28 protein-coding genes are annotated in these 24,696 nt (G+C 44.8%); 27 read left to right on the top strand and 1 reads right to left on the bottom strand.

Features of this window, described 5'->3' with window-relative positions; translation table 11 throughout:
* Positions 1-74: 74 nt before the first annotated feature.
* The 25 genes from racE (at position 75) to trxB (ending at position 21,823) form a co-directional block, all read left to right on the top strand.
* On the top strand, positions 75-872 hold the full coding sequence (gene racE, locus FRX57_RS04220) for a glutamate racemase (RefSeq protein WP_146567022.1): 798 nt from the start codon (positions 75-77) through the stop codon (positions 870-872).
* Entirely contained in the window at positions 869-1,846 is a 978-nt protein-coding gene (locus FRX57_RS04215) for a nucleoside-triphosphate diphosphatase (RefSeq protein WP_146567020.1), read from the top strand. The genes racE and FRX57_RS04215 overlap by 4 nt, the downstream gene beginning before the upstream one ends.
* On the top strand, positions 1,828-2,346 hold the full coding sequence (locus FRX57_RS04210; RefSeq protein WP_146567018.1) for a metallophosphoesterase: 519 nt from the start codon (positions 1,828-1,830) through the stop codon (positions 2,344-2,346). The genes FRX57_RS04215 and FRX57_RS04210 overlap by 19 nt, the downstream gene beginning before the upstream one ends.
* Positions 2,343-2,810: a cyclic-di-AMP-binding protein CbpB gene (gene cbpB, locus FRX57_RS04205; RefSeq protein WP_146567016.1), complete on the top strand. Its 468-nt coding sequence runs from the start codon at positions 2,343-2,345 to the stop codon at positions 2,808-2,810. The genes FRX57_RS04210 and cbpB overlap by 4 nt, the downstream gene beginning before the upstream one ends.
* Positions 2,811-2,813: 3 nt before the next feature.
* Positions 2,814-3,566, top strand: a complete 753-nt coding sequence (xerD, locus tag FRX57_RS04200; protein ID WP_146567014.1) for a site-specific tyrosine recombinase XerD — start codon at positions 2,814-2,816, stop codon at positions 3,564-3,566.
* A 224-nt stretch (positions 3,567-3,790) separates the two neighbouring features.
* Positions 3,791-4,498, top strand: a complete 708-nt coding sequence (locus FRX57_RS04195) for a segregation/condensation protein A (RefSeq protein ID WP_146567012.1) — start codon at positions 3,791-3,793, stop codon at positions 4,496-4,498.
* Complete coding sequence (scpB, locus tag FRX57_RS04190; RefSeq protein ID WP_146567010.1) at positions 4,495-5,079, top strand: SMC-Scp complex subunit ScpB; 585 nt, start codon at positions 4,495-4,497, stop codon at positions 5,077-5,079. The genes FRX57_RS04195 and scpB overlap by 4 nt, the downstream gene beginning before the upstream one ends.
* Complete coding sequence (locus FRX57_RS04185; protein ID WP_146567008.1) at positions 5,069-5,794, top strand: pseudouridine synthase; 726 nt, start codon at positions 5,069-5,071, stop codon at positions 5,792-5,794. The genes scpB and FRX57_RS04185 overlap by 11 nt, the downstream gene beginning before the upstream one ends.
* The gene (yidD, locus tag FRX57_RS04180; RefSeq protein ID WP_146567006.1) at positions 5,791-6,030 is read left to right on the top strand and encodes a membrane protein insertion efficiency factor YidD; all 240 of its coding nucleotides are present in this window, start codon (positions 5,791-5,793) and stop codon (positions 6,028-6,030) included. The genes FRX57_RS04185 and yidD overlap by 4 nt, the downstream gene beginning before the upstream one ends.
* A gap of 74 nt (positions 6,031-6,104) precedes the next feature.
* The gene (gene nagA, locus FRX57_RS04175) at positions 6,105-7,253 is read left to right on the top strand and encodes an N-acetylglucosamine-6-phosphate deacetylase (protein WP_146567004.1); all 1,149 of its coding nucleotides are present in this window, start codon (positions 6,105-6,107) and stop codon (positions 7,251-7,253) included.
* 282 nt (positions 7,254-7,535) lie between these two features.
* Complete coding sequence (locus FRX57_RS04170) at positions 7,536-7,931, top strand: DUF1398 domain-containing protein (protein ID WP_146567002.1); 396 nt, start codon at positions 7,536-7,538, stop codon at positions 7,929-7,931.
* A gap of 13 nt (positions 7,932-7,944) precedes the next feature.
* Positions 7,945-8,859, top strand: coding sequence for a glycine--tRNA ligase subunit alpha (gene glyQ, locus FRX57_RS04165; protein ID WP_146567000.1), 915 nt, complete (start codon positions 7,945-7,947; stop codon positions 8,857-8,859).
* Positions 8,860-8,862: 3 nt separating this feature from the next.
* On the top strand, positions 8,863-10,896 hold the full coding sequence (glyS, locus tag FRX57_RS04160) for a glycine--tRNA ligase subunit beta (protein WP_146566998.1): 2,034 nt from the start codon (positions 8,863-8,865) through the stop codon (positions 10,894-10,896).
* An 8-nt stretch (positions 10,897-10,904) separates the two neighbouring features.
* Positions 10,905-11,159 carry a DUF896 family protein gene (locus tag FRX57_RS04155; RefSeq protein ID WP_146566996.1) on the top strand — a complete coding sequence of 85 codons (255 nt, stop codon included), beginning with the start codon at positions 10,905-10,907 and terminating at the stop codon, positions 11,157-11,159.
* 170 nt (positions 11,160-11,329) lie between these two features.
* Complete coding sequence (locus FRX57_RS04150) at positions 11,330-12,079, top strand: PepSY domain-containing protein (RefSeq protein WP_146566994.1); 750 nt, start codon at positions 11,330-11,332, stop codon at positions 12,077-12,079.
* A 143-nt stretch (positions 12,080-12,222) separates the two neighbouring features.
* Entirely contained in the window at positions 12,223-13,173 is a 951-nt protein-coding gene (rsmH, locus tag FRX57_RS04145) for a 16S rRNA (cytosine(1402)-N(4))-methyltransferase RsmH (RefSeq protein WP_146566992.1), read from the top strand.
* Between the two features lie 5 nt (positions 13,174-13,178).
* Entirely contained in the window at positions 13,179-13,511 is a 333-nt protein-coding gene (ftsL, locus tag FRX57_RS04140; protein ID WP_146566990.1) for a cell division protein FtsL, read from the top strand.
* Positions 13,508-15,751, top strand: a complete 2,244-nt coding sequence (gene pbp2x, locus FRX57_RS04135; protein ID WP_146566988.1) for a penicillin-binding protein PBP2X — start codon at positions 13,508-13,510, stop codon at positions 15,749-15,751. The genes ftsL and pbp2x overlap by 4 nt, the downstream gene beginning before the upstream one ends.
* A gap of 1 nt (position 15,752) precedes the next feature.
* Positions 15,753-16,757 carry a phospho-N-acetylmuramoyl-pentapeptide-transferase gene (mraY, locus tag FRX57_RS04130; RefSeq protein WP_146566986.1) on the top strand — a complete coding sequence of 335 codons (1,005 nt, stop codon included), beginning with the start codon at positions 15,753-15,755 and terminating at the stop codon, positions 16,755-16,757.
* An 88-nt stretch (positions 16,758-16,845) separates the two neighbouring features.
* Positions 16,846-18,189 carry a DEAD/DEAH box helicase gene (locus tag FRX57_RS04125; protein WP_146566984.1) on the top strand — a complete coding sequence of 448 codons (1,344 nt, stop codon included), beginning with the start codon at positions 16,846-16,848 and terminating at the stop codon, positions 18,187-18,189.
* 109 nt (positions 18,190-18,298) lie between these two features.
* The gene (locus tag FRX57_RS04120; protein WP_146566982.1) at positions 18,299-19,114 is read left to right on the top strand and encodes a transporter substrate-binding domain-containing protein; all 816 of its coding nucleotides are present in this window, start codon (positions 18,299-18,301) and stop codon (positions 19,112-19,114) included.
* A gap of 6 nt (positions 19,115-19,120) precedes the next feature.
* Positions 19,121-19,909 (top strand): amino acid ABC transporter permease, encoded by a 789-nt coding sequence (locus tag FRX57_RS04115; protein ID WP_425472613.1) that lies wholly within the window; start codon positions 19,121-19,123, stop codon positions 19,907-19,909.
* Complete coding sequence (locus FRX57_RS04110; protein ID WP_146566978.1) at positions 19,902-20,645, top strand: amino acid ABC transporter ATP-binding protein; 744 nt, start codon at positions 19,902-19,904, stop codon at positions 20,643-20,645. Before FRX57_RS04115 ends, FRX57_RS04110 begins: the two co-directional genes overlap by 8 nt.
* Before the next feature lie 5 nt (positions 20,646-20,650).
* Positions 20,651-20,875 (top strand): DUF4059 family protein, encoded by a 225-nt coding sequence (locus FRX57_RS04105; RefSeq protein ID WP_146566976.1) that lies wholly within the window; start codon positions 20,651-20,653, stop codon positions 20,873-20,875.
* A gap of 36 nt (positions 20,876-20,911) precedes the next feature.
* Entirely contained in the window at positions 20,912-21,823 is a 912-nt protein-coding gene (gene trxB / locus FRX57_RS04100; RefSeq protein ID WP_186600824.1) for a thioredoxin-disulfide reductase, read from the top strand.
* 191 nt (positions 21,824-22,014) lie between these two features.
* On the opposite strand, the gene FRX57_RS04095 is transcribed toward trxB, so the two are convergent.
* Positions 22,015-22,206, bottom strand: a complete 192-nt coding sequence (locus tag FRX57_RS04095) for a hypothetical protein (protein ID WP_146566972.1) — start codon at positions 22,204-22,206, stop codon at positions 22,015-22,017.
* 172 nt (positions 22,207-22,378) lie between these two features.
* Here FRX57_RS04095 and FRX57_RS04090 point away from each other — a divergent pair, with 172 nt between their 5' ends.
* Together FRX57_RS04090 and nadE are read left to right on the top strand one after the other, a co-directional pair.
* A complete protein-coding gene (locus FRX57_RS04090) occupies positions 22,379-23,842 on the top strand; it encodes a nicotinate phosphoribosyltransferase (RefSeq protein WP_146566970.1) in 1,464 nt (487 codons plus the stop codon).
* Complete coding sequence (gene nadE / locus FRX57_RS04085; RefSeq protein ID WP_146566968.1) at positions 23,839-24,663, top strand: ammonia-dependent NAD(+) synthetase; 825 nt, start codon at positions 23,839-23,841, stop codon at positions 24,661-24,663. The genes FRX57_RS04090 and nadE overlap by 4 nt, the downstream gene beginning before the upstream one ends.
* Positions 24,664-24,696 lie beyond the last annotated feature (33 nt).

The following is a 24,696-nucleotide window of genomic DNA, read 5'->3' as shown; positions in this document are numbered from 1 at the left end:
GGGAGCAGGGAAGGGATTTTCTGCTCTCTTATTTTTTAGCTTGGTAAAATTAGTGATGAAAGAATGGGGAAGGTATGGATAATAGGCCAATTGGCTTTTTAGATTCTGGTGTGGGGGGACTGACAGTGGTTAGAGAGTTGATACGCCAACTCCCCCAAGAAGAGGTTGTCTATGTTGGCGATTCAGCAAGGGCTCCCTATGGACCGCGTCCAGCGGAGCAGATTAGGGAGTTTACTTGGCAACTGGTTAGGTTTTTGTTAACCAAAAATGTTAAAATGATTGTTATCGCTTGTAATACGGCAACAGCTATTGTCTGGGAAGAAATCAAGGAAAAGTTGGACATTCCAGTCATTGGCGTGATTTTACCTGGGGCGGGGGCTGCCATCAAGGCTAGCCAGACGGGTCGTATTGGTGTCATTGGGACGCCGATGACTATCCAGTCGGATATTTATCGGGAAAAAATCCAGTTCTTAGCCCCACAAATAGAGGTAATCAGTCTGGCTTGTCCCCGTTTTGCCCCTTTGGTAGAATCTAATGAAATTAACTCTAGTCTGGCTAAAAAAGTTGTTTATGAAAGCCTAGCCCCCTTGGCTGAGGCAGAACTAGATACCTTGGTTTTGGGGTGCACTCATTACCCTTTATTGGGGGCTTTGATTCAAAGGGTTATGGGAAGCAATGTTAGCCTGATTGATAGTGGAGCAGAATGTGTGCGTGATATTTCTGTCCTGCTAAACTATTTCCAGCTAAATCGAAGCTGGTCAGCGGGTTCTTCTCGACACCAGTTCTATACGACTGCTAGTGCCAAAAGCTTTCAGGACATTGCAGAAAGCTGGTTGAAACAAACGATTGATGTGGAGCATGTGGACTTATGAGTAAAGATATTTATGAATACAAGGCAGGAGAAGACTGGTACATTGCCAAGTGGGGTAGTGCCAGTCCTATGATATATCACCTAGGAGCAGGCGAGGAGAAATTGACGGGCATTAGGGATTGTTTAGCCAGCCTATCCATGATGACTGAAGGGCAGCCTTCTTTTGAATTAGTGGTGGTAAAAAAATCTTCGGATGAGAAACTCTTGCAGTTTTTGGTAGAGATGCTTAATGAGCACTTAGGGCGGACCCTAAAGTTAACATACTTTAAGGGGTTGATTTTGATTTCAGAAGAGAACCGGGTCTTGTGGACTCAGGTCGCCAAGGAGGAACTCAAATTGTCAGAGGTTTTAGGGCAGGCGCATGTCTTGGGAGAGACTCTCTTGATTGCGACACGTAATGAGGGGAAAACCAAGGAATTTCGTGCCTTATTTGAGCGCCTAGGGGTTAAGGTAGAGAATCTTAATGACTACCCAGACCTACCAGAAGTGGCTGAGACGGGGATGACCTTTGAGGAGAATGCTCGCCTTAAAGCTGAAACGATTGCTAGGTTAACAGGACAGATGGTTTTAGCCGATGACTCAGGGCTCAAAGTAGACTTGCTGGGTGGTTTACCTGGGGTTTGGTCATCTCGTTTTGCTGGTCCAGATGCTAGTGATGAGGAAAATAATAGGAAATTGTTGCATGAATTGGCAGTGATTGCTGACTTGAAAAAACGCAGTGCTCAATTCCACACCACCCTGGTGGTGGCTGCTCCGGAGCGGGAGAGTCTAGTCGTGTCAGCTGATTGGACGGGTTATATTGGCTTTCAACCACAGGGAGAGAACGGTTTTGGCTATGATCCACTCTTCTTGGTTGGGGAGACAGGCAAAACAGCGGCAGAACTGACAGCGGCCGAAAAAAATCAGCAGTCTCACCGTGGGCAAGCCGTTAAAAAATTAATGGAGGTTTTTCCAAGATGGCAAACTACACTTTAATTGTTATGAGTGATTCTCATGGAAATCCTAGCGTGGTGGAAGAGATCAAGGCACGTTACCAAGGGCAGGTTACTGGCATTTTTCACAATGGTGATTCAGAACTTGCTAGCAATTTGCCAGTTTGGGAGGGCATTCAGGTTGTTCGGGGAAATTGTGATGGGGAAGGCTATCCAGATCGTCTAGTGACTCAGTTTGCTGGTTTAACCATTGCTCAAACTCACGGGCATCTCTATCTGATCAATTTCATGTGGGATCGTCTGTACTTTTGGGCACAAGAAGAAGGCGCTGATATCTGTCTTTATGGCCATCTTCACCAAGCGACGGCTTGGCAGGAGGGGAAAACAGTCTTTATTAACCCTGGAAGTGTCGAGCAACCGCGTGGCCCTGTTCAGGAAAAATTATATGCCCGGGTAGAGGTAGATGATGAGCGGATTAAGGTTGATTTTTACACCCTTGATCATCAACTCTATCCCGCTTTATCAAAGGAATTTAGTCGATGATTGCAAAAGAATTTGAAGAATTTTTACTGGCCCATTTGGAAAATTACCTAACGCCAGAGGAAGAATTAGCCATTTTCATTGATAGTCACAATGTCAGTCATGTCATGCTCTTGTTGACCAATAATGGCTTTTCCCGGGTTCCTGTGATGACGAAAGATAAGCACTATGTCGGAACAATCAGTATGTCGGATATTATCCAGTACCAGAAAGAGCATGACTTGACCGAGATGGAACTGGCGGACTTAGATATTTCGCTGATGGTCAATAAAAAATTGCCCACCATTGCTTTCGATGCTGATTTGACAGAAGTGATGCACAAGCTGGTGGATGCCTCTTTTTTACCCGTTTTGACTAATGACCAACTGTTTCTAGGAATTATAACCCGTAAATCAATTCTCAAAGCAATCAATAGTCTGTTACATGATTTTAATCGCTTTTATGAGATTCAGCCTAAGGAGGACTAGGCCTTGCTTGAACAAATGATGTGTCAGGTGTCAGCTTTTTTGGCGACGAGAACTCTGGCTGCCAATTCCCAGCAGTCCTATCGCTATGATTTACAACAATTTTGCCAGACCACAAGGGGTCAGGTGACAGATCAAAGCTTAAGACGGTATGAGGAGTCCTTGCTCGGTTTAAAGGCAACGGCCCGCAATCGTAAATTATCAGTTGTTAATCAGTTCCTCTATTTCTTATACGAGCAAGGAGAATTAACTCGATTTTACCGACTGAAAAGTCAGCAAGTCTTGGTTAAGAACAGGACTTGGCTAGTTTCAGAACAATTAAACCTATCACGTCTTTACCAGATAGACTTGGCCAGCACTGGTCAACTAATTGCCCTTTTAATTCTTGAATTAGGCTTGACACCCAGTGAATTGGTTTTGGCAGAGATGAAGCAGTTTGATTTGGATTTTAAGCTCTTGCGTCTGATCAGAAAGCAACAGGTTAGGGTTCTGCCCTTGTCGGACGTTTTGCTTCCATTTTTACTAGCTCGTCAAGCACAAACCTATCTTTTTGAGCATGATGGCCAAAGGTATTCTCGGCAATGGTTTCATCGGCAATTATCTAACTACTTAAGAGAACTCGGCTTGTCAGAGGTTTCGGCCCAACGGTTGAGGGAAGAATATATCAAACGACAGGTTGAGCAAGGCATGGATGCGCAAACCTTGGCGAAACATCTGGGGTTAAAAAGTCTAACGAGTCTGGAAAGATATTACAAATGAAGAGGGGTTGACCAAGTCACCCCATAAAGGTCGGTTGGGGTGCCAATCGACTTTTAGTCTGTTCTTAGGATTGAGGTGATTTTCAGGTGAATAGACGGGAAAGCCTGGTCAAGGTCTCTCATCTGAGGAAATTTATGATATACTGGAAGAAGTTGAAAAAATCAGGTCCGCTCCTCTTGGAGATCGGGGGATGTGAGGGAGAAATAAAGCAGGTTGAATAGGCAATGGATATAAAATTAAATGATTTTGAAGGCCCCTTGGACTTGCTCTTGCACCTAGTGTCTAAGTATGAGGTCGATATTTATGATGTGCCTTTGGTCGAGGTGATTGAGCAGTACTTGGCTTATTTGAAAACCTTGCAGAGCATGAGGTTGGAGATTGCTGGTGACTATATGGTTATGGCCAGTCAGTTGATGCTGATAAAAAGTCGTAAGTTGCTGCCTAAACTGGTCGAAGAAAAGCCTGTTGAAGAGAGTCCTGAATATGAGTTGCTCAATCAATTAGAAGAGTATAGTCGCTTTAAGCTCCTAAGTCAGGAGATGGGCCAGCAGCATGATCAGCGGGCTCGCCATTTTTCAAAGCCCAAACAGGAACTGGTCTATGATGATTCGATTTTAGTCCAAGATAAGACGGTGGTGGATCTCTACTTAGCTTTTGCTAAAATCATGGCTAGAAAGCAGGAGGAATTCAAATACAATCATGCCACGATTGAGGCAGAAGACTACCACATAGAAGATGCGATGTTAGACATTGAACAAGCTATGTCTGAGCAAAAACAACTGCCGTTGTCTCAGTTATTTGGGCAAAAGCAGACCCTAAATGACCTTATTACCCTTTTTTTAGCCCTCTTAGAATTAATCAAATTGGGGAAGGTGACCTGCTATCAGGCCAAGGCTTTTGATGATATTTACCTAGAGAAGGAGACGGTATGAGACCTTATTTGGCAGAGATTGAGGCCCTACTATTTGTAGCAGGTGAGGAAGGGCTGAGTTTGAGACAAATGGCTGAGCTTTTGGATTTGCCCCCTTCAGCCCTGATACAACAGTTGGAAGCTTTACAGGTGAAACATCGGGAGGATGTCCAGTCTAGTTTGGCAGTTTTAGAAACAGGGCAGCGATATCGGCTGGCAACCAAGGAGGGACATGCTGACTTATTACGTCAGTATTCGCGGAGCCCGATTAACCAGAGTTTGTCACGAGCTAGTTTGGAAGTCTTATCAATTATTGCTTACAAGCAACCCATTACTCGGATTGAGGTGGACCATATTCGCGGTGTCAATTCCAGTGGGGCTATCAGTAAGCTTTTGGCTTTTGATTTGATTGAAGAAGCTGGTAAAAAAGAGGTTGTGGGTCGTCCCAATCTCTATCGAACAACAGCTTACTTTTTGGATTATATGGGGATTAATCATTTGGAAGAGTTAGTTGATATTTCTGACTTGACAGTTAAGGAAGAAAGCGTTAATCTCTTTGATAAGGAAGAACTAGGAGACAGAGAAGAACAACATGAGAATTAACAAATATATTGCTCACGCAGGGGTGGCTAGTCGTCGCAAGGCAGAAGAACTAATCAAAAAAGGTCTGGTTACTATTAATGGCCAGCTGGTGACAGAGCTTGCGACGATGGTCAAGTCAGGCGATGTGGTTGAGGTCAGTGGTAGTCCGATTTATAACGAAGAAAAGGTCTATTACCTACTGAACAAACCACGTGGTGTGATTTCCAGTGTCTCTGATGATAAGGGGCGGCAAACGGTTATTGACCTCTTGCCTCAAGTCAAGGAGAGGATTTACCCCGTGGGACGTTTGGACTGGGATACGACCGGACTTTTGATTTTGACTAATGATGGTGATTTTACCGACAAGATGATTCACCCGAGAAATGAAATTGACAAGGTCTATGTGGCGCGTGTCAAGGGCTTGGCAACCAAGGAAAACCTGCGTCCCTTGACCCGTGGTGTGGTTATTGATGGCAAAAAGACCAAGCCTGCACGTTATACCATTATCAAGGTGGACCGGGAGAAAAATCGTTCAGTGGTAGAGCTAGTTATCCATGAAGGACGCAACCATCAGGTCAAGAAGATGTTTGAAAGTGTCGGTCTGTTGGTTGACAAATTGTCACGCACTCGCTTTGGCACCTTGGATTTGACTGGCTTGCGACCAGGAGACTATCGCCGTCTCAACAAAAAAGAAATCAGTCAGCTCCATAATGCGGCCATCAATAAAATCAAATGAAGCTAGTCATTTACTTGGTACGAGCCTACCAAAGATGGATTTCACCCTTGTTTCCGCCTTCCTGTATCTATCGCCCCACTTGCTCGGCCTATATGATTGAGGCCATTGAAAAGCATGGGATCAAAGGGGTAGTTATGGGCTTGGCTCGGATTGGTCGTTGTCATCCGTTTGCTAGGGCAGGTAGCGATGAAGTGCCTGACCATTTTTCCTTAAAAAGAAATGGTCAAGATGATTGAGAAAATGTTTATTGTCGGTTGCTTCAGAGTTTTTATATTATAATAAACCTAGTTTGTGGAAGAAAGAGGTAGTTATGTTTATCAAGGCAGATGGCTTTATTTACCCTTACGAGGAAAAAGAAGGCGGCTATCTTGAACTGGTGGATGGTCGTTTTGGTCAGTGGTATCCCACGGTTCCTGCAGGGGCAGAAGTGGTGGATTATACGGGTTTTTATGTGGCTCCAGGGTTGGTGGATACCCATATCCATGGTTATGCTGGGGCGGATGTTATGGACTGTCAGGAGGAAAGTTTGGCTCGTATGAGTCAAGCCTTACCAGAGACTGGGGTAACCAGTTTTTTACCCACAGCTTTGACTGCTGATAGGGAAACTCTGACCAAGGTTTGTCAGGTAACGGTGGCCATGAAAGATAAGGTAACAGGGAGTAAGATTCAGGGGCTTTATTTTGAGGGGCCTTATTTTACAGAAGCTTATAAGGGGGCTCAAAATCCTACCTATATGCGTAATCCTAGCCAGCAGGAGTTGGACCAGTGGTTGATGGCCTCGCAAGGGCTCTTGTGCAAGCTAGCTCTAGCTCCTGAACGTCCAGGCACAGAAGAGTTTATCGCCTATGCCAAAGCCAAGGGGGTCAAGATTGCCTTGGGGCATTCTAATGCAACCTATGACCAAGCCAAAAAAGCAGTGGCTGCCGGTGCTAGCGTCTGGGTCCATGCCTATAATGGCATGCGGGGGCTCAATCATCGTGAACTGGGCATGCTAGGGGCAGTTTATCACTTGCCAGAAACCTTTGCCGAATTGATTTGCGATGGCTACCATGTCCATCCCAATGCCTGTGATTTACTGATTAAGCAAAAAGGCCATGATCGTGTTGCCTTGATTACGGATTGCATGAGTGCCGGAGGGATGGCAGAAGGCACTTATCACTTGGGAGAATTCCCGGTAGCGGTAGCTGATGGCCAAGTGAGGTTACGAGATGGAGGCAGTTTGGCTGGCTCAATTTTGCAGCTGAAAGATGCTGTAAAAAATATCGTGACCTGGGGTCTGGCCAGTCGTTTGGAAGCCATTCGGATGGCTAGTTACATTCCTGCCAAGTCCCTTGGCATTGAAGACCGTTGTGGGCAAATCAAGCAGGGTCTGCCAGCAGACTTTATCATCATGACCAAGGACCTCGATCTGGTGGCCACTTATGTCAATGGGCAAAAAATTTGGTTGCAAGAAGAGTAAGATTAGACAGGTCAAACATTTTGTGGTAAGATAGGTGTGTTGAAAGAGATTTTATTGGAACCTTAAAGCGAGTCTAGGTCGGTGTAAGCTAGGCAGGCGTACAGTAAATGGTGGCAGTTCAATGCTTTAATCAATAACAATGAAGTCAAAAATAGGGTGGAACCGCGTTGCTACGCCCCTGTGTAAACAGGGGAAAGTGCGTGGTTTTTATTTGTTTTGGATTGATTATTGGAAAAAGCTTATTTGGATAAGGAATATTAAGGAAATAGAAAGAGAGCGTCAATGTTTACCTTAGAAAATATCAATCGAGGTCATGAACAGTTTACAGGGCCTGATTTTCCTAAGCTGATTGCTTATTTTAAGGAATTGGGCATGGTGGAAAATAGGGTGAATATCCAGTCTGGTCTGGTTACTTATCGCTCAACAACAGGCCAGTTATTGGAAAAAACGGGCTATCAGGTGACGGGATTGGTTGCGGACAAGGTCAATCGCGATCAGTTTCTGGCTAGTTTACGCCATCATCAGGCTGGACAGACAGATTTTCCAACCTTCTGTCAAGAAACAGCAGAAGCTGGGATTTACCAATGGGTGATTGACCTTGAAGCTATGACTTGTTCCTATGTGGATAAGACAGGAGAGCCTGTCTTTGTAGAAATTATACCTAGTGTGGATAAATAGAAAAGAGGATATGATGTCAAAAAAATTAACCTTTCAGGAAATTATCCTGACCTTGCAACAATTTTGGAATGAACAAGGCTGCTTGCTCATGCAGGCCTATGATAATGAAAAAGGGGCGGGAACCATGAGCCCCTACACCTTCTTGCGTGCTATTGGGCCAGAGCCTTGGAATGCGGCTTATGTCGAGCCATCTCGTCGTCCAGCAGACGGTCGCTATGGGGAGAATCCTAACCGTCTTTACCAACACCATCAGTTTCAGGTGGTCATGAAACCAAGCCCAAGCAATATTCAAGAACTTTACCTACAAAGTTTGGAGCTCTTGGGCATCAATCCCTTGGAACATGATATTCGTTTTGTTGAGGACAACTGGGAAAATCCGTCAACAGGTTCAGCAGGTTTGGGCTGGGAGGTCTGGCTTGACGGCATGGAAATTACTCAGTTCACTTATTTCCAACAAGTTGGTGGCTTGGAGACCTATCCTGTGACGGCTGAGGTGACCTATGGTTTGGAGCGTCTGGCGTCTTATATCCAAGAGGTGGAGTCAGTTTATGACATTGAGTGGGCTGATGGGGTCAAATATGGCGAAATTTTCATCCAGCCAGAGTATGAGCATTCCAAATACAGTTTTGAATTGAGCGACCAAGACATGCTTTTGGCTAATTTTGAGAAATTTGAGCAGGAGGCCAAGAATTGCTTGGCAGAACATCTTGTTCACCCAGCCTATGACTATGTTTTGAAATGTTCGCATACCTTTAACCTCTTAGATGCTCGTGGGGCAGTGTCAGTAACAGAGCGGGCAGGTTATATTGCCCGTATCCGTAATCTGGCGCGTGTGGTAGCCAAGACCTTTGTCGCTGAACGCAAACGCTTGGGTTACCCATTGTTAGATGAAAAAACACGTCAAGAATTATTGGCAGAGGAGGAATAAGGCATGGTAAAGAATTTATTAGTAGAACTTGGCTTGGAAGAATTGCCAGCCTATGTGGTCACTCCCAGCATGGAGCAGTTGCGTGACCGAATGGCCAACTTTTTACAGGAACATCGGCTAGAGTTTCAAGAAATCGAGACCTTTTCAACTCCCCGTCGCTTGGCGGTTTGTGTGCGAGGTTTGGCTGACCAACAGACGGATTTAACCGAGGATTTCAAAGGGCCAGCTAAAAAAATTGCCCTAGATGCAGATGGGAATTTCACCAAGGCTGCGGAAGGCTTTGTCCGTGGCAAAGGCTTGACGACAGCCGACATTCGCTTTGAGGAAATCAAGGGCGAGGAATATGTCTATGTGACCAAGCAAGAGAGTGGTAAGCCAGTCAAGGAAGTTTTAGCAAATCTTGCACCAGTCTTGACCGGCATGACCTTCCCGGTGAGCATGCGTTGGGCAAGTAACAAGGCCAGCTATATCCGCCCAGTGCACACCGTAACAGTTCTCTTAGATGATGACCTGTTAGACTTAGAGCTGTTTGGTGTTCAAAGCAACCGACTTAGTCGTGGCCACCGTTTCCTTGGTCATGATGTGGAAATCGCTAGTGCGGATAGCTATGAAGCAGATTTAGCCTCAGTCTTTGTTGTGGCAAATCCAACCCAGCGTCAGCAAATGATTGTCGAGCAGATTAAGGCCTTGGAAGAAAAACATGGCATTCAAGTGGAGATTGACCCAGACCTACTAAATGAGGTGTTGAACTTGGTTGAATACCCAACTGCTTTCTTGGGACAATTTGATGCCAAATACCTAGAGGTTCCAGAAGAAGTCTTGATTACCTCCATGAAAAATCACCAACGCTACTTTGTTGTCCGTGACCAAGCAGGCCAACTCTTACCCGCCTTTGTTTCTGTTCACAATGGTAATGACCAACACTTAGAAAATGTCATCAAAGGCAATCAAAAGGTGCTCTTGGCACGCTTGGAAGATGCCGAATTCTTCTGGCGTGAAGACCAGAAGTTAGAGATTACTGACTTGGTAACCAAGCTAGAACATGTGACCTTCCATGAGAAAATTGGCTCTTTAGCTGACCACATGAAGCGGACCAAAGAGATTGCTCTCTACCTTGCCCAGCAGCTAGACCTGTCTGCCAGCGACTTGGCTGATTTAGAGCGTGCAGCAACTATTTATAAATTTGACCTCTTGACGGGGATGGTGGGAGAATTTGATGAGTTACAAGGCGTCATGGGTGAAAAATATGCCCGCCTAGCAGGTGAAAGCAGTGGCGTGGCAACTGCCATTCGTGAGCATTATTTGCCAAGCAGCAGTGAAGGGGCTTTGCCAGAAAGCCAGGTTGGAGCAATTCTCGCTTTTGCGGACAAGCTGGATACCCTGCTTTCCTTCTTTAGTGTTAGCTTGATTCCAAGTGGTTCCAATGACCCATATGCCCTTCGCCGTGCTGCCCAAGGTCTGGTAAGGATTTTGGAAGAGCGGGCTTGGCCACTAGATTTGAAAGACCTTTTGGCACAAGTCTATGATCTCGCAAGCCTAGCTTATAATAATCAAGCGGAGGTCTTGACCTTTATTCAAGCGCGTTTGGATAAAATGCTAGCTGATGATCAGATGGCCAAGGATATCCGGACAGCTGTTTTGGCAAGCACGACTTGGCAGGTGCCTCAGCTCTTAGCGACAGCTAAGTGGTTGACCAAGCAAGCTCAAACAGAAGGTTATAAGGTGGCAGTGGAAAATCTGGCCCGAGTCTTTAATTTAGCGGAAAAAGCAGAAACAAGAACAGTTGATGATAGCTTGTTTGATAATCTAGCTGAAAGCAAATTCTATCAGGCCATTAGCCGTTTAGACTTGACCCAGTCCTTGCCTGCTAGTTTGGATCAGCTCTTTGCCCTTAGCCCAGTCATTGCGGATTTCTTTGACAATACCATGGTCATGGTTGATGACCAGGCGGTGAAAAATAACCGTTTGGCCTTGCTTGCTTCTTTGGCGGATCAAGCAGGACAATTTGCCATCTTTAACCAACTACAAACCAAATAGGAGATCTTATGGAACAAGCAAAAATTGATCGAATTAATGAACTGGCCCGCAAGAAAAAATCAACTGGCTTGACTGAGGCCGAATTACTAGAACAAAAAGCTTTGCGGGAAGAATACATTGAAGGCTATCGTCGGGCTGTCCGTAGTCACATTGAAGGCCTTAAAATTGTTGACGAAGAAGGCAATGACGTTACCCCAGAAAAACTCAAGCAAATTCAGCGAGAGAAAGGGCTTCATGGTCGTTCCTTGACGGACCAAGATTAAAAGTGTTGCTATTTTTCATGAGCAGTTGACTGGAAGACAAACCCTACTTGAGGTTTGTCTTTTCTCTGTTTGGGAATAAATTCTGTTTCTTTTATTTTATCAGGTCAAATTGCTTGACAGTCTTAGTGTCTTAGCATAGAATAGAAAAGTAATAAAAAGGAGAAATTCACATGAAAATCAAAAAAATATTAATTGCTGCTGCAATTGCCCTGCTATCTATCCTTGGTCTTTCGACCTGTGCTAATGCTGTTTTGAATTCGAATAATTCAGCAACTGTTTCAAATAGTTCAAGCACCAAAGAAACTGCGTCAAACAGTTCGGCAGATAAGACGTCTTCATCTGCTAGCGCTTCAGCTTCTGACAAAAAAGGGACATCTGAAGCTTCTTCTTCAGGATCATCTGCTTCATCAAGTGCTAAGTCTTCAAGCACTGATGGTTCAGTTAGCGGTCCTCTGAGCCAAGATGATGCGATTGCCGCAGCCCTGGCTGATGCCGGTGTGGCTGCAGAAGATGCGACGGTTACAGCAGTTACAGAGACAAGTGTTGACGGTGTTAACCAAGTTAAGGTTGAATTTACTAGCCAAGGTAAAGAATACGAGTACACCCTAAATGCAGACAGTGGTGAAATCATTGAAAAAGGTTCAGAATCAGCAGATGAGTCAAGTGAATCAGATGCAGAGGATTCAGACACCGCAACAAGTAGCCTATCAGCAGCTCAACAAGAAAAAATTCTTGCTGCAGCAGCTGCCGATGCCGGTGTAGCAGTTGAAGATGCAACTCTTCTTGGTCTTGAACAAGATGAAGAAGACGGCACAAAACAAGTGGATGTTGACTTTGTCAGCAATGGTGTGAGATACCACTATATCCTCAATGCAGCTAACAATGAAGTGATTGAAACATCATCAAGTCCAGCAGAGTAAGCTTTGTTAAGGAATAGCGTAAGAAAATTCTCCAAATCTTAGGATTTGGAGAATTTTTTAGTTGTCTTGGCTGATAAGTTGCAGATTAAGAAAGAGACTTCCTTTTAATTTATAAAATAGGTAAAATATGTTAAAATATGTCTATGACTAAAAATTTTCATCATGTAACGGTTCTTTTGCACGAAACAGTTGATCAGTTAGCCATTAAACCAGACGGGATTTATGTTGATGCCACCCTCGGTGGAGCAGGCCACAGTGCCTATCTCTTGTCGCAACTCGGCGACCAGGGGCATCTCTACTGTTTTGATCAGGACCAAACCGCTATTGATCATGCTAAGGAACGCTTAAAAGACTATGTCGCGAAGGGCCAAGTAACCTTTATCAAGGATAATTTTAGACATTTAGCAGCCAATCTCGCTCGTTATGGGGTAGAGGAAATTGATGGCATTATCTATGACTTGGGAGTGTCTAGCCCACAATTAGACCAAAAAGAGCGTGGCTTTTCTTATAAGCAAGATGCGCCTTTAGATATGCGGATGAATCAAGAGGCGAGTCTAACAGCGTATGAGGTGGTCAATCACTATGATTACCATGATTTGGTGCGGATTTTTTTCCGCTATGGTGAGGATAAATTTGCCAAGCAAGTGGCCAGAAAAATCGAGCAAGCTCGAGCAGTCACGCCCATTGAAACAACGACTGAATTAGCAGAGGTGATAAAGGCAGCCAAGCCAGCCAAAGAACTAAAAAAGAAGGGACATCCGGCCAAACAAATCTTTCAAGCTATCCGGATTGAAGTCAATGATGAGTTAGGAGCAGCGGAAGCTTCCTTGCAAGAGGCCTTAAGGCTATTGGCAGTGGATGGGCGAATGTCAGTGATTACCTTTCATTCTTTGGAAGATCGTTTGACCAAGCAGCTTTTCAAAGAGGTCAGCACAGTCCAGGTTCCTAAGGGACTTCCCTTTGTGCCTGAAAACTTGGAGGCTCAATATGAACTGGTTACTCGTAAGCCTATTCTGCCAAGCCTAGAGGAACTGGACCAAAATAATCGGGCTCATTCTGCTAAGCTCCGTGTCATTAAGAGAATTAGGAAATAACAGCTATGTCAAAAGAAAAACGACAGGAAGCCTTATCACAGGTGCTTCAAGATCATATTAGGACCTTGTCTAGAATTGAGAAGGCTTTTTATGGTGCCCTTGTGGTCACAGCGGTTACCATGGCCATCAGCATTGTTTACCTCCAAACCAGAATGTTGCAGGTTCAACAGGAAGTCACTAGCTTGAATAATAAAATCAGCGAGAAGGAAACGGAACTCAATGATGCCAAGCAGGAGGTCAATGAATTAAATCGTTTTGACCGCATTGCCAAGATAGCGACAGAGGCCGGTCTTAGTATCCAGCACGATAATATTGGTAAGGTGGACGCGGAAGAATGAGAAAATTCACGGATTATTTTTTACAGTATGTGTTGACTGATCGCCGAAGACCAGCTGAAAATCGTGTTCGGGTAGGGCAAAACTTGATGCTCTTGTCCATCTTTTTCTTCTTTATCTTTATGATTAACTTTGTTATTATCATTGGGACAGATAAGAAGTTTGGTGTGGATTTGTCTGAAGGAGCGAAGCAAGTCTACCAGCGCACGCAGACGGTAGCCGCTAGGCGGGGAACCATCTATGATCGCAATGGTAATGTGATTGCTGAGGATTCTACGACCTACAGCGTCTATGCCATTATTGACAAAAATTACGTGACGGCTACTGGTGAGGAGTTGTTTGTCAAGGCTGACCAGTATGGCCAGGTGGCGGATATTTTTAAAAAATACCTCAAGTTGGAAAAGGACTATGTGTTAAAACAACTATCGCAAGAGGGTCTGACTCAGGTTTACTTCGGGGTCAAAGGGGGCAACTTAACCTATAGCACCATGAGTAATATCAAAAAGGCAGCCGAATCAGCAGGGGTTAAAGGGATTGCTTTTGAAACAAGTACGAGCCGTATGTACCCCAACGGAACCTTTGCTTCTCAATTTATTGGTCTAGCCCAAACCCAGGAAGATAAAGACGGGAACAAGCACCTGGTTGGTACAACTGGGTTGGAAGCTGCCTTCAATGATATTTTATCAGGAACGGATGGTAAAATTACCTATCAAAAGGATAAAAATGGGAATACCCTATTGGGAACAGGTGTTCAGGTGAGCAAGGCTATCAATGGTAAGGACATCTACACCACCTTATCGGAGCCCATCCAGCGCTATTTGGAAACGCAAATGGATGTTTTTCAATCCAAGGCCAGAGGTGTCCAGGCTAGTGCTACCCTGGTTAATGCAAAGACGGGTGAAATTTTAGCCACCACTCAACGGCCAACATTTAATGCAGATACCAAGGAAGGCTTGACAGAAGATTTTACCTGGCGTAGTGCTCTCTATCAGACCAACTATGAACCGGGTTCAACCTTGAAGGTGATGACTCTCGCCTCCTCAATTGATGCAGGGGTCTTTAATCCCAATGAGATTTACAATAATAGTAGTCTGACCTTGATTGATGCTACTATCCGAGACTGGTCGGTCAATGATGGAACGTCAACAGGGGGCTACATGTCCTTTGCCCAAGGTTTTGCCTACTCTAGTAATATCGGGATGACTTTGCTTGAGCAGAAAATGGGTGAGGACAAATGGCTTAATTATCTGGCTAAGTTTCGTTTTGGTTTCCCAACACGTTTTGGGATGGGGAATGAGGCGACTGGTTTAATGCCAGCTGACAATATTGTCAGCATTGCCATGAGTTCTTTTGGGCAGGGGATTGCTGTGACCCAAACCCAAATGCTTCGAGCCTTTACAGCTATCTCAAACGATGGGGTGATGCTAGAGCCCCAGTTTATTAGTCGGATTTATGACCCTAATACGGATAGTTCACGGGTCAGTCAAAAAGAAGAAGTCGGTCATCCAGTTTCCAAGCAAGCAGCCAGCCAAACCCGTGATTATATGGTAACCGTTGGTACTGATCCGAATTTCGGAACCCTTTACTCTAAAACAGAGGGACCGATTATCCAAGCCAATAATCAGTCAGTAGCAGTTAAGTCAGGAACCGCCCAAATCGCTGCCGAAGATGGCTCTGGTTATTTGACAGGACCACGGGACTATATTTATTCCGTTGTGGCCATGGTACCGTCAGATAACCCTGACTTTATCATGTATGTTACCTTGCAGCAACCACAAGAGTGGTCAGGCCTATTTTGGAAAGATGTGGTCAATCCTGTTCTTGAAGAAGCTATTCTGATGAAGGACACAGTTCTCAGTCCGGTTGAAAATCCATCGAAAACATCAAGTCCTTATCAATTGCCAGATGTATTGGGCGAAAGTCCAGGGGATACGGCAGATGAGCTTCGTCGCAACCTTGTGCACCCAGTTGTTTTGGGGTCAGGAAGTAAGATTAGTAAACTTTCGGTCAAGCCAGGTAGTGACCTAAAAGAAAATCAACAGATTTTAATATTGACCAGTAATTTGGAAAATGTCCCTGACATGTATGGCTGGACCAAGAAAAATGTAGAGGTATTTGCCAAATGGATGGGTGTTGAAGTCAGCTTCAAGGGATCGTCCTCAGGCAAGGTTATCCAGCAAAACATTGATGCTGGAACATCAATTAATAAATTGAAAAAAATAAGTGTAACGTTAGGAGATTAACATGTTTGTAAGTTTAATGGCTGGTGGCATAAGCTTTGCCTTGACAGTCTTTCTCATTCCACATTTTATGACCTTTTTCCAAAGGAAAAAAATTGGTGGGCAACAAATGCATGAAGATGTCAAGCAGCACATGGCCAAGGCTGGCACACCAACCATGGGAGGCTTTGTGTTTCTCTCTGTTTCAGTAGTGGTTAGTTTGTTAGCTCTTTTACTGACCACCCTGCCTAGTCAATGGGCTCCAGGACTAGCGATTTTATCTGTAGTGCTGATTTATGGCGGCATTGGTTTTCTTGATGACTTTCTCAAGATTTTTAAAAAAATCAATGAGGGCCTTACCCCAAGCCAAAAAATGTCAGCTCAGATTCTGGCAGGCCTAATTTTTTACTTTGCCTATAGTCAGCCTAGTGGAGCGACCTCTTTAAACCTCTTTGGGTTGGACTTGAATTTAGGGATTTTCTATTTAGGCTTTGTTCTGTTTTGGATTGTCGGCTTTTCTAATGCAGTCAATCTGACAGACGGTCTGGACGGTTTAGCCTCTATTTCAGTGGTGATTAGCCTGACAGCTTATGGCATCATTGCCCTAGTGCAAAAGCAATATGATGTCTTGCTCCTGATTGTTAGTACCATTGGTGGTCTGCTTGGTTTCTTTCTTTACAATAAAAAACCAGCTAAAATTTTTATGGGGGATGTGGGTAGCCTTGCCCTAGGAGCCTTGCTAGCCACCATTTCCATTGCTCTCCATCAGGAATGGACCTTGCTCTTGATTGGTTTTGTTTATGTCTGTGAAACCAGCTCGGTCATGCTGCAGGTGGCCTATTTCAAATACACCAAGAAAAAATATGGTGAGGGTCGTCGGATTTTCCGTATGACCCCGCTCCATCACCATTTTGAATTAGGTGGCTTTACCGGTCGGGGTCAGGTCTGGAGTGAGTGGAAGGTAGATATCTTCTTTTGGTTGGTTGGGCTGCTGATGAGTGCCCTAACTTTGCTGATTCTATATCTGTGAGAAAGAGGGACTGTGGTCCTTCTTTTTATTTGTGGTCAAGAGATAGTCAGAGTTTCTTCTTATTGGCTTTTTTGTTATAATAAAAGGTATGAACTTTACAGATTTTAATTTTAAACCATCTATACAGGCAGCTTTGGCAGACCTGAAATTTATCCAACCAACACCTGTACAGGAAAAACTGATTCCTCTTGTCTTATCAGGAAGAGATATTGTTGGTGAGTCAAAAACAGGGTCAGGGAAAACCCATACCTTTTTGCTACCGATTTTTCAGCAATTAGATGAGACAAGCCAGCAGGTGCAGGCTGTTATCACTGCCCCATCTCGTGAGTTAGCCACGCAGATTTACAAGGCCTGTCAGCAACTCGCTTCTTTTTCCGAGCAGGAGATTCGCTTGGCCAATTATGTGGGAGGGACAGACAAGCAACGACAGATTGAGCGTCTCAAGACCCATCAGCCCCATCTTGTGGTTGGGACACCAGGTCGAATCTATGATTTGGTTCAGTCAGGTGATTTGGACATTCATAAGGCTAAGACTTTTGTGGTTGATGAGGCGGATATGACCTTGGACATGGGCTTTTTGGACACGGTTGACCGCATTGCTGCTCGCCTGGCTAAGGATGTGCAGATCTTGGTCTTTTCAGCGACCATTCCGCAAAAATTACAGCCTTTCTTGAAAAAATACCTGACCAATCCCATGATGGAAAAAATCAAAACCCAGACGGTGATTGCCGATACCATTGACAATTGGCTGGTATCCACCAAGGGTCGGGATAAGAATGGTCAGATTTTAGAAATGATTCAGGGCATGCAGCCCTATTTGGCCATGATTTTTGTCAATACCAAGACACGGGCAGAAGAGTTACACCAGTACTTGGTAGCCAATGGCTTGAAGGTGGCTAAAATTCATGGGAATGTGCCACCCCGTGAACGTAAGCGTATCATGAACCAGGTCAAAAATTTAGACTATCAGTACATCGTAGCGACAGACTTGGCAGCACGAGGCATTGATATTGAGGGCGTCAGTCATGTCATCAATGATGAAATTCCTCAAGACTTGAGCTTTTTTGTCCATCGTGTTGGTCGAACAGGCCGCAATGGCCTTAGTGGCACAGCCATTACCCTTTATAAGCCAAGTGATGACTCTGATATTCGAGAGTTGGAAAAATTAGGCATTAGCTTTGTGCCCAAAGTCTTGAAACACGGTGAACTTCAGGACACCTACGACCGCGATCGTCGCCTTAATCGTGAGAAAAGCCAGCAAAAACTGGACACGGAGATGATTGGCTTGGTTAAGAAGAAAAAGAAAAAAATCAAGCCCGGCTACAAGAAGAAAATTCAATGGGCCGTTAATGAAAAGCGACGTAAGGAAAAACGGGCGGAATTGCGGGCCAAGGGCCGTGCTGAGCGTAAGGCTAAAAAGCAGAGCTTTTAAGAGTATCACTAATTGATAATAAATACTTATCACCTCCATAGAAAATTGTTATTAGGCAAGCTGTCTTTCTTATGTTATACTAGGAGCAATTAAAAAAGGAGGAAAAACGATGACAAACAAGTTCTTTAAATTAGCGTTACTGATGACCCTAGTGGGGGTGAGCTTGTGTTGCCAATTGACCGTATCGGCTAAGACCAAGGTCCGTGTGGCAACGGATTCGGACACCGCTCCTTTTACCTACAAGGATAAAAACCGGTTTACGGGCTATGATATTGATGTCTTACGAGCTGTCTTTCAAAATAGCAAGGATTATCAGTTGACTTTTGAAACGGTGCCCTTCGCCTCTATCTTGACGGGTTTGGATGCTGGACGCTACCAGATCGCTGCCAATAACTTTAATTACAGTGCTGAGCGGGCTAGCAAGTATCTTTACTCTCAGCCCATTTCCCAGTCAAATTATGCCATTGCTAGTCAAAAGGGCTACAAGCAGTTAGCTGATTTATCGGGCAAGAAGACCTCTGCCTACGCGGGAGCTAGCTATACTCAGGTTTTGGAAAACTGGAATCAAGCTAATCCAGCCAAAGAACCAATTGCCATCAACTATGTGGCCAATTCAGTTCCCTTAGCCCAACGCTTGCAGGAGGTAGAGTCAGGCAAGAGTGATTTTATCTTTTTTGATGCGATTTCCCTAAAGACCATTAGCCAGGAACAGGGCATTCAAGTGGACATCCAACCCTTGACTGACCAGGTTGGTGAAGACAAGGATGGTCTGGAATACTTCTTGTTTGCTAAGGGCAAGGAGGGCAAGAAACTCCAAGCCTTTGTTAATAAGCGTTTGACTAGCCTGGAAAAAGACGGTACTTTGAAAAAACTCAGTGAGAAATACTTTGGTGGCGATTTTGTCTCGCTCCTATCAGAAAAATAAAGGAAGATTATGAATACATTAGCAACGACAGGCTGGTACGGACGTTTTGTGGCAGTCCTGCCAGACGGTCAGTTATTTAGCTGGCGAGCAGTTTTTGATGCTGTTCCTAGCATTTTGGAACAAATGCCCATCACCTTAGGGTTAACAGCGGGAGGAGCAGTCTTTGGTCTGCTCCTAGCCTTGTTTTTTGCCATTGTCAAAATCAATCGAACCAAGATCCTCTATCCTATCCAAGCATTGGTGGTTAGTTTCCTACGCGGAACCCCTATTTTGGTTCAATTGATGTTGAGTTATTATGGGATTCCCCTCTTGCTCAAGGCCCTCAACCAAAAGTATGGTTTGGATTTAAATGTCAATAATATTCCTGCTTCGGTCTTTGCCATCACAGCCTTTGCCTTCAATGAGGCAGCCTATACCAGTGAGACTATCCGGGCAGCTATTCAGGCGGTCAATAGTGGGGAAATTGAAGCAGCCAAAAGTCTGGGCATGACCTCTGCTCAAATCTATCGTCGGGTTATCATTCCCAATGCAGCAGTGGTGGCAACCCCAACCCTGATTAACACCCTGATTGGCTTGACCAAGGGAACCTCACTAGCCTTTAACGCAGGGATTGTGGAAATGTTTGCTCAGGCACAAATCTTGGGTGGGCGTGATTACCGTTATTTTGAACGTTTTATTTCCGTAGCCCTGATTTACTGGTTGGTTAATATCGTTATTGAAAATATTGGTCGCTTGTTGGAGAAGAAAATGGCCATTCCAGCACCAGAGCAAGTCAAAGGAGGCCGTCATGATTAAGATTTCTCATCTAACTAAGGAATTTTCCGGTCAAAAAGTCTTGGACAATTTGAACTTGGACATTGAAAAAGGACAGGTTGTTGCCCTAGTCGGTGCCTCTGGTGCTGGTAAATCAACCTTTCTCCGTAGCCTTAACTATTTAGAACAAGCCGATTCTGGCATCATTGACATTGACGGTTTTCAGGTTGATTTTACCAAGATTAGTCAGGAGGATGTCCTTATTCTTCGGCGAAAATTAGCCATGGTGTTTCAACAGTTTAACCTCTTTGAACGCCGCACGGCCCTCGATAATGTCAAGGAAGGGCTCAAGATTGTCAAAAAACTGTCTGACCAAGAAGCTACCCAAATTGCCAAGGAAGAGTTGGCCAAGGTTGGCTTAGCTGACCGTGAAAATCACTACCCCCGTCATCTTTCAGGGGGCCAAAAACAGCGGGTGGCCTTGGCTAGGGCCTTGGCTATGAAACCTGATGTGCTTTTGTTGGACGAGCCAACCTCAGCCCTTGACCCAGAATTAGTTGGCGAAGTGGAAAAATCCATTGCTGATGCAGCCAAGGCTGGTCAGACCATGGTCTTGGTTAGTCATGACATGAATTTTGTCTATCAGGTAGCCGACAAGGTCCTCTTTCTGGAAAAAGGGAAAATCTTGGAGCAAGGGAGCCCAGAAGAGATTTTCCGCCACCCTAAAGAAGCAAGAACCAAGGAATTTTTTGCTTCCTACAACAAACAATATCTCTAAAGCCTATGTTAATGAATATTTTTAGTTTTTATTTGCAAGGCCTTCTGTGGGCCATCGTCTTTGCCATTTTGCTATCCATTGCCTGGATGCTGTATCGGGTTCACCGCAAACTTGATCCCACCCTCAAAGAGCGGCAAGCAGCCCTTTATGACACCCTGATGATGGCTTTGATTACCATTCCCATCTTGTCCTTTGCCTTTATGGCCTTGATTTTGATGATTAAAGCTTAGGACAAGGTTGGGACAATAGTAGCCTAAAAAGGAGAAATGATGTACGATACCATAGTGATTGGGGCAGGACCAGCAGGCATGACCGCAGCCCTCTATGCTGCCCGTAGTAACTTGAAAGTAGGCCTCTTGGAACAAGGAGCCCCAGGCGGTCAGATGAACAATACCGCTGATATTGAAAACTACCCAGGCTTTGAGTTGATTTCAGGCCCAGACTTATCCATGAAAATGTTTGAACCCTTAGAAAAATTAGGGGTAGAGCATATCTATGGCATTGTCGAAGAGGTTGAGGACAAGGGTCAGACCAAGCTAGTCAAGACCGCAGATGAGGTTTATGAAACCAAGAGCCTGATTGTTGCGACTGGAGCCAAGCACCGCTTGTTGGGTGTGGCTGGCGAAGCTGACTATAGCAGCCGTGGGGTTTCCTACTGTGCGGTCTGTGATGGTGCTTTTTTCCGTGACCAAGACCTTTTGGTCGTTGGTGGTGGTGATTCAGCGGTGGAAGAAGCTCTCTTTTTAACCCGATTTGCCAAAAGTGTTACCATTGTTCACCGTCGTGACCAGCTGCGTGCTCAGAAAGTCCTGCAAGACCGTGCCTTCGCCAATAATAAGATTAACTTTATCTGGGACAGTGTGGTCAAGGAAATCAAGGGTGACGGTAGCAAAGTGACCAGTGTTGATGTGGAAAATGTCAACACTGGGGAAGTCAGCAACCATGCCTTTGGCGGTGTCTTTATCTACATTGGCCTAGACCCTGTCTCTCAGATGGTATCGGGTCTAGACATCACTGACCAAGACGGTTGGATTCCAACAGATGACCAAATGGCAACTAAGCGAACAGGGATTTTTGCCATTGGTGATGTGCGGCAAAAAAACTTGCGGCAAATCACCACCGCTGTTGGTGATGGAGCTACCGCAGGTATCTCAGTCTATAACTATTTAGCGGAATAAAAATAAACAACTATTTCAATCAGAAATAGTTGTTTTTTGTATGTCCTCTTGAGGCCCCAACGAATAGCCTTACCAGATGACGCTAGGACCATATATCGTTAATTTAGGTTTGACATCTTTGACATGAAAGCGGTCGTAGGTCCGCCAGACCTGATAGGCTGCTTCAGATAAATTTATATTGGGCAGGCCAATCAAGAGGCTGGCCGATTGATAAAATTTTCTAGGGTGAGATAGCTGGTATTGGTGACCTGCAAGATTTTTTTAAGGCTAGCTAGGGGGTCGCTGAGGAGAATAAAAAATTTTTTCTCATCCCGTGACAGGTTGGACAGCTTAATAAATTTTTTATTGAGGCGATGACTAAGATGGCTGGCTTCTTGAATCACTGGGCTGATGGTTTTTCTCTCTTCTTTATGGTTCGTTTAACTCTGTTTCTGAGAGATATCAAGAAACAAAAAAGGGCTTTCTGGCTCTGTCGGCTACCAAGACGGTCTCACTGGCCTTTTTCAAGGAAATTTATGCTATAATAGTAGGGAAAAAAGAAAGAAGTGAGTAATCATGTACACAGATGATAGTTTAACCCTGCACACAGATTTGTACCAAATCAATATGATGCAGGTTTACTTTAAGCAAGGGATTCATAACAAGAAGGCTGTTTTTGAAGTTTATTTTAGAAAATTGCCTTTTGCCAATGGCTATGCTGTTTTTGCTGGTCTGGAGCGGATTGTCAAGTATCTGGAAAAGCTCAAATTTTCGGAAACAGACTTGGCCTATTTGAAGGATTTGGGTTACGATGACGATTATTTGGCTTACTTGAAAAACTTTAAGCTTAGTTTATCCATCAAATCAGCCCGTGAGGGGGACCTGGTCTTTGCCAATGAACCCTTGGTGCAGGTGGAAGGTCCGCTGGCCCAGTGTCAGTTGATTGAAACAGCCCTGCTCAATATCATCAATTTCCAAACCCTAATTGCGACCAAGGCAGCTCGGATCAAGTCCGTCATTGAGGATGAACCCTTGTTAGAATTTGGCACTCGGCGTGCTCAAGAGATGGATGCCGCTCTTTGGGGGAGTCGGGCAGCAGTGATTGGTGGCGCAGATGCAACCAGTAATGTCCGTGCGGGAAAACTGTTTGGTATTCCTGTTGCAGGCACTCATGCCCATGCCTTGGTTCAGGCTTATGGTAATGACTATGAGGCCTTTAAGGCCTATGCTCAAACCCACAAAGACTGTATCTTCCTTGTCGATACCTATGACACGCTGCGTCTTGGTGTCCCTGCTGCCATCAAGGTGGCCAAGGAATTTGGTGATCAGATTAATTTCAAGGGCGTGCGGATTGACTCAGGCGACATGGCTTATCTGTCCAAGAAAGTCCGTCAACAACTGGACGAGGCTGGCTTCCCAGAGGCTAAAATCTATGCTTCCAATGATTTGGACGAAAATACCATTCTCAATTTGAAAATGCAGAAAGCCAAGATTGATGTCTGGGGGGTAGGCACAAAACTCATCACCGCCTATGACCAACCAGCCCTGGGAGCTGTTTATAAGATTGTTTCTATTGAGGATGACAAGGGGGTCATGCAGGACACCATCAAGCTGTCTAACAATGCCGAAAAGGTTTCTACTCCTGGCAAAAAGCAGGTTTGGCGGATTACCAGTCGTGCCAAGGGCAAGTCAGAAGGGGATTACATTACCTTTACCGATATTGACGTTAATCAACTGGATGAAATTCACATGTTCCACCCGACCTATACTTACATTAATAAGTGGGTGCGTGATTTTGATGCGGTTCCTCTTTTAGTGGATATTTACGATCAGGGACAACTGGTCTATGACTTACCGAGCTTAGCGGCCATTAAAGATTATGCCAAGAAAGAACTGGATGCCCTTTGGGATGAGTACAAGCGGGTACTCAATCCGCAAGAATATCCCGTAGATTTGGCGGGAGATGTTTGGAAAAACAAGATGGACTTGATTGACCGTGTCCGCAAGGAAGCTTTTAGTAAGGGGGTAGAGGTATCATGAGTTTACAAGCAGAAATTATTCAAGCTCTTGGGGTTGAGCCTCAGATTGACCCTGAGCTAGAGATTCGTCGTTCCATTGATTTTTTGAAAGCTTATTTGACCAAACATGCCTTTCTCAAGACCCTTGTTTTGGGGATTTCAGGCGGACAGGATTCGACCTTGGCAGGACGCTTGGCTCAGTTAGCCATGGAGGAAATGCGGGCCGAAACCAAGACCGAGGATTATCAGTTTATCGCGGTTCGTCTCCCTTATGGGGTCCAGGCTGATGAGGCAGATGCCCAAAAAGCTCTGGATTTTATTCAACCAGATAAACTGTTAACGGTTAATATCAAAGCAGCTGTTGATGGCCAGGTGGCCGAATTAGCTAGTGCTGGTGTCAGCATTTCTGATTTTAACAAGGGCAATATCAAGGCCCGCCAGCGGATGATTAGCCAATACGCCATTGCCGGCCAATATCAGGGGGCAGTCATTGGGACAGACCATGCAGCGGAAAATATCACTGGCTTCTTCACTAAATTTGGTGATGGTGGGGCAGATATCCTCCCTCTCTTTCGTCTTAACAAGCGGCAGGGCAAGCAACTCTTACAGGCTTTGGGAGCGGATAAATCCCTTTACGAGAAAGTTCCGACTGCTGACCTAGAAGAGGATAAGCCAGGTCTTGCTGACGAAGTGGCTCTAGGGGTTACCTATGCTGAGATTGATGATTATTTGGAAGGCAAAACCATTTCCCCTCAGGCCCAAGAGATTATTGAAAACTGGTGGCGTAAGACCGCCCACAAACGTCATTTACCCATTACCATCTTTGATGATTTTTGGAAATAAGAGCAATCTACCCTTTAGGGTAGATTTTTTTGT

It is taken from the genome of Streptococcus cuniculipharyngis, from assembly GCF_007859195.1.
Classification (GTDB): Bacteria; Bacillota; Bacilli; order Lactobacillales; family Streptococcaceae; genus Streptococcus; species Streptococcus cuniculipharyngis.
This window is presented reverse-complemented; position numbering and strand designations above follow the sequence as displayed.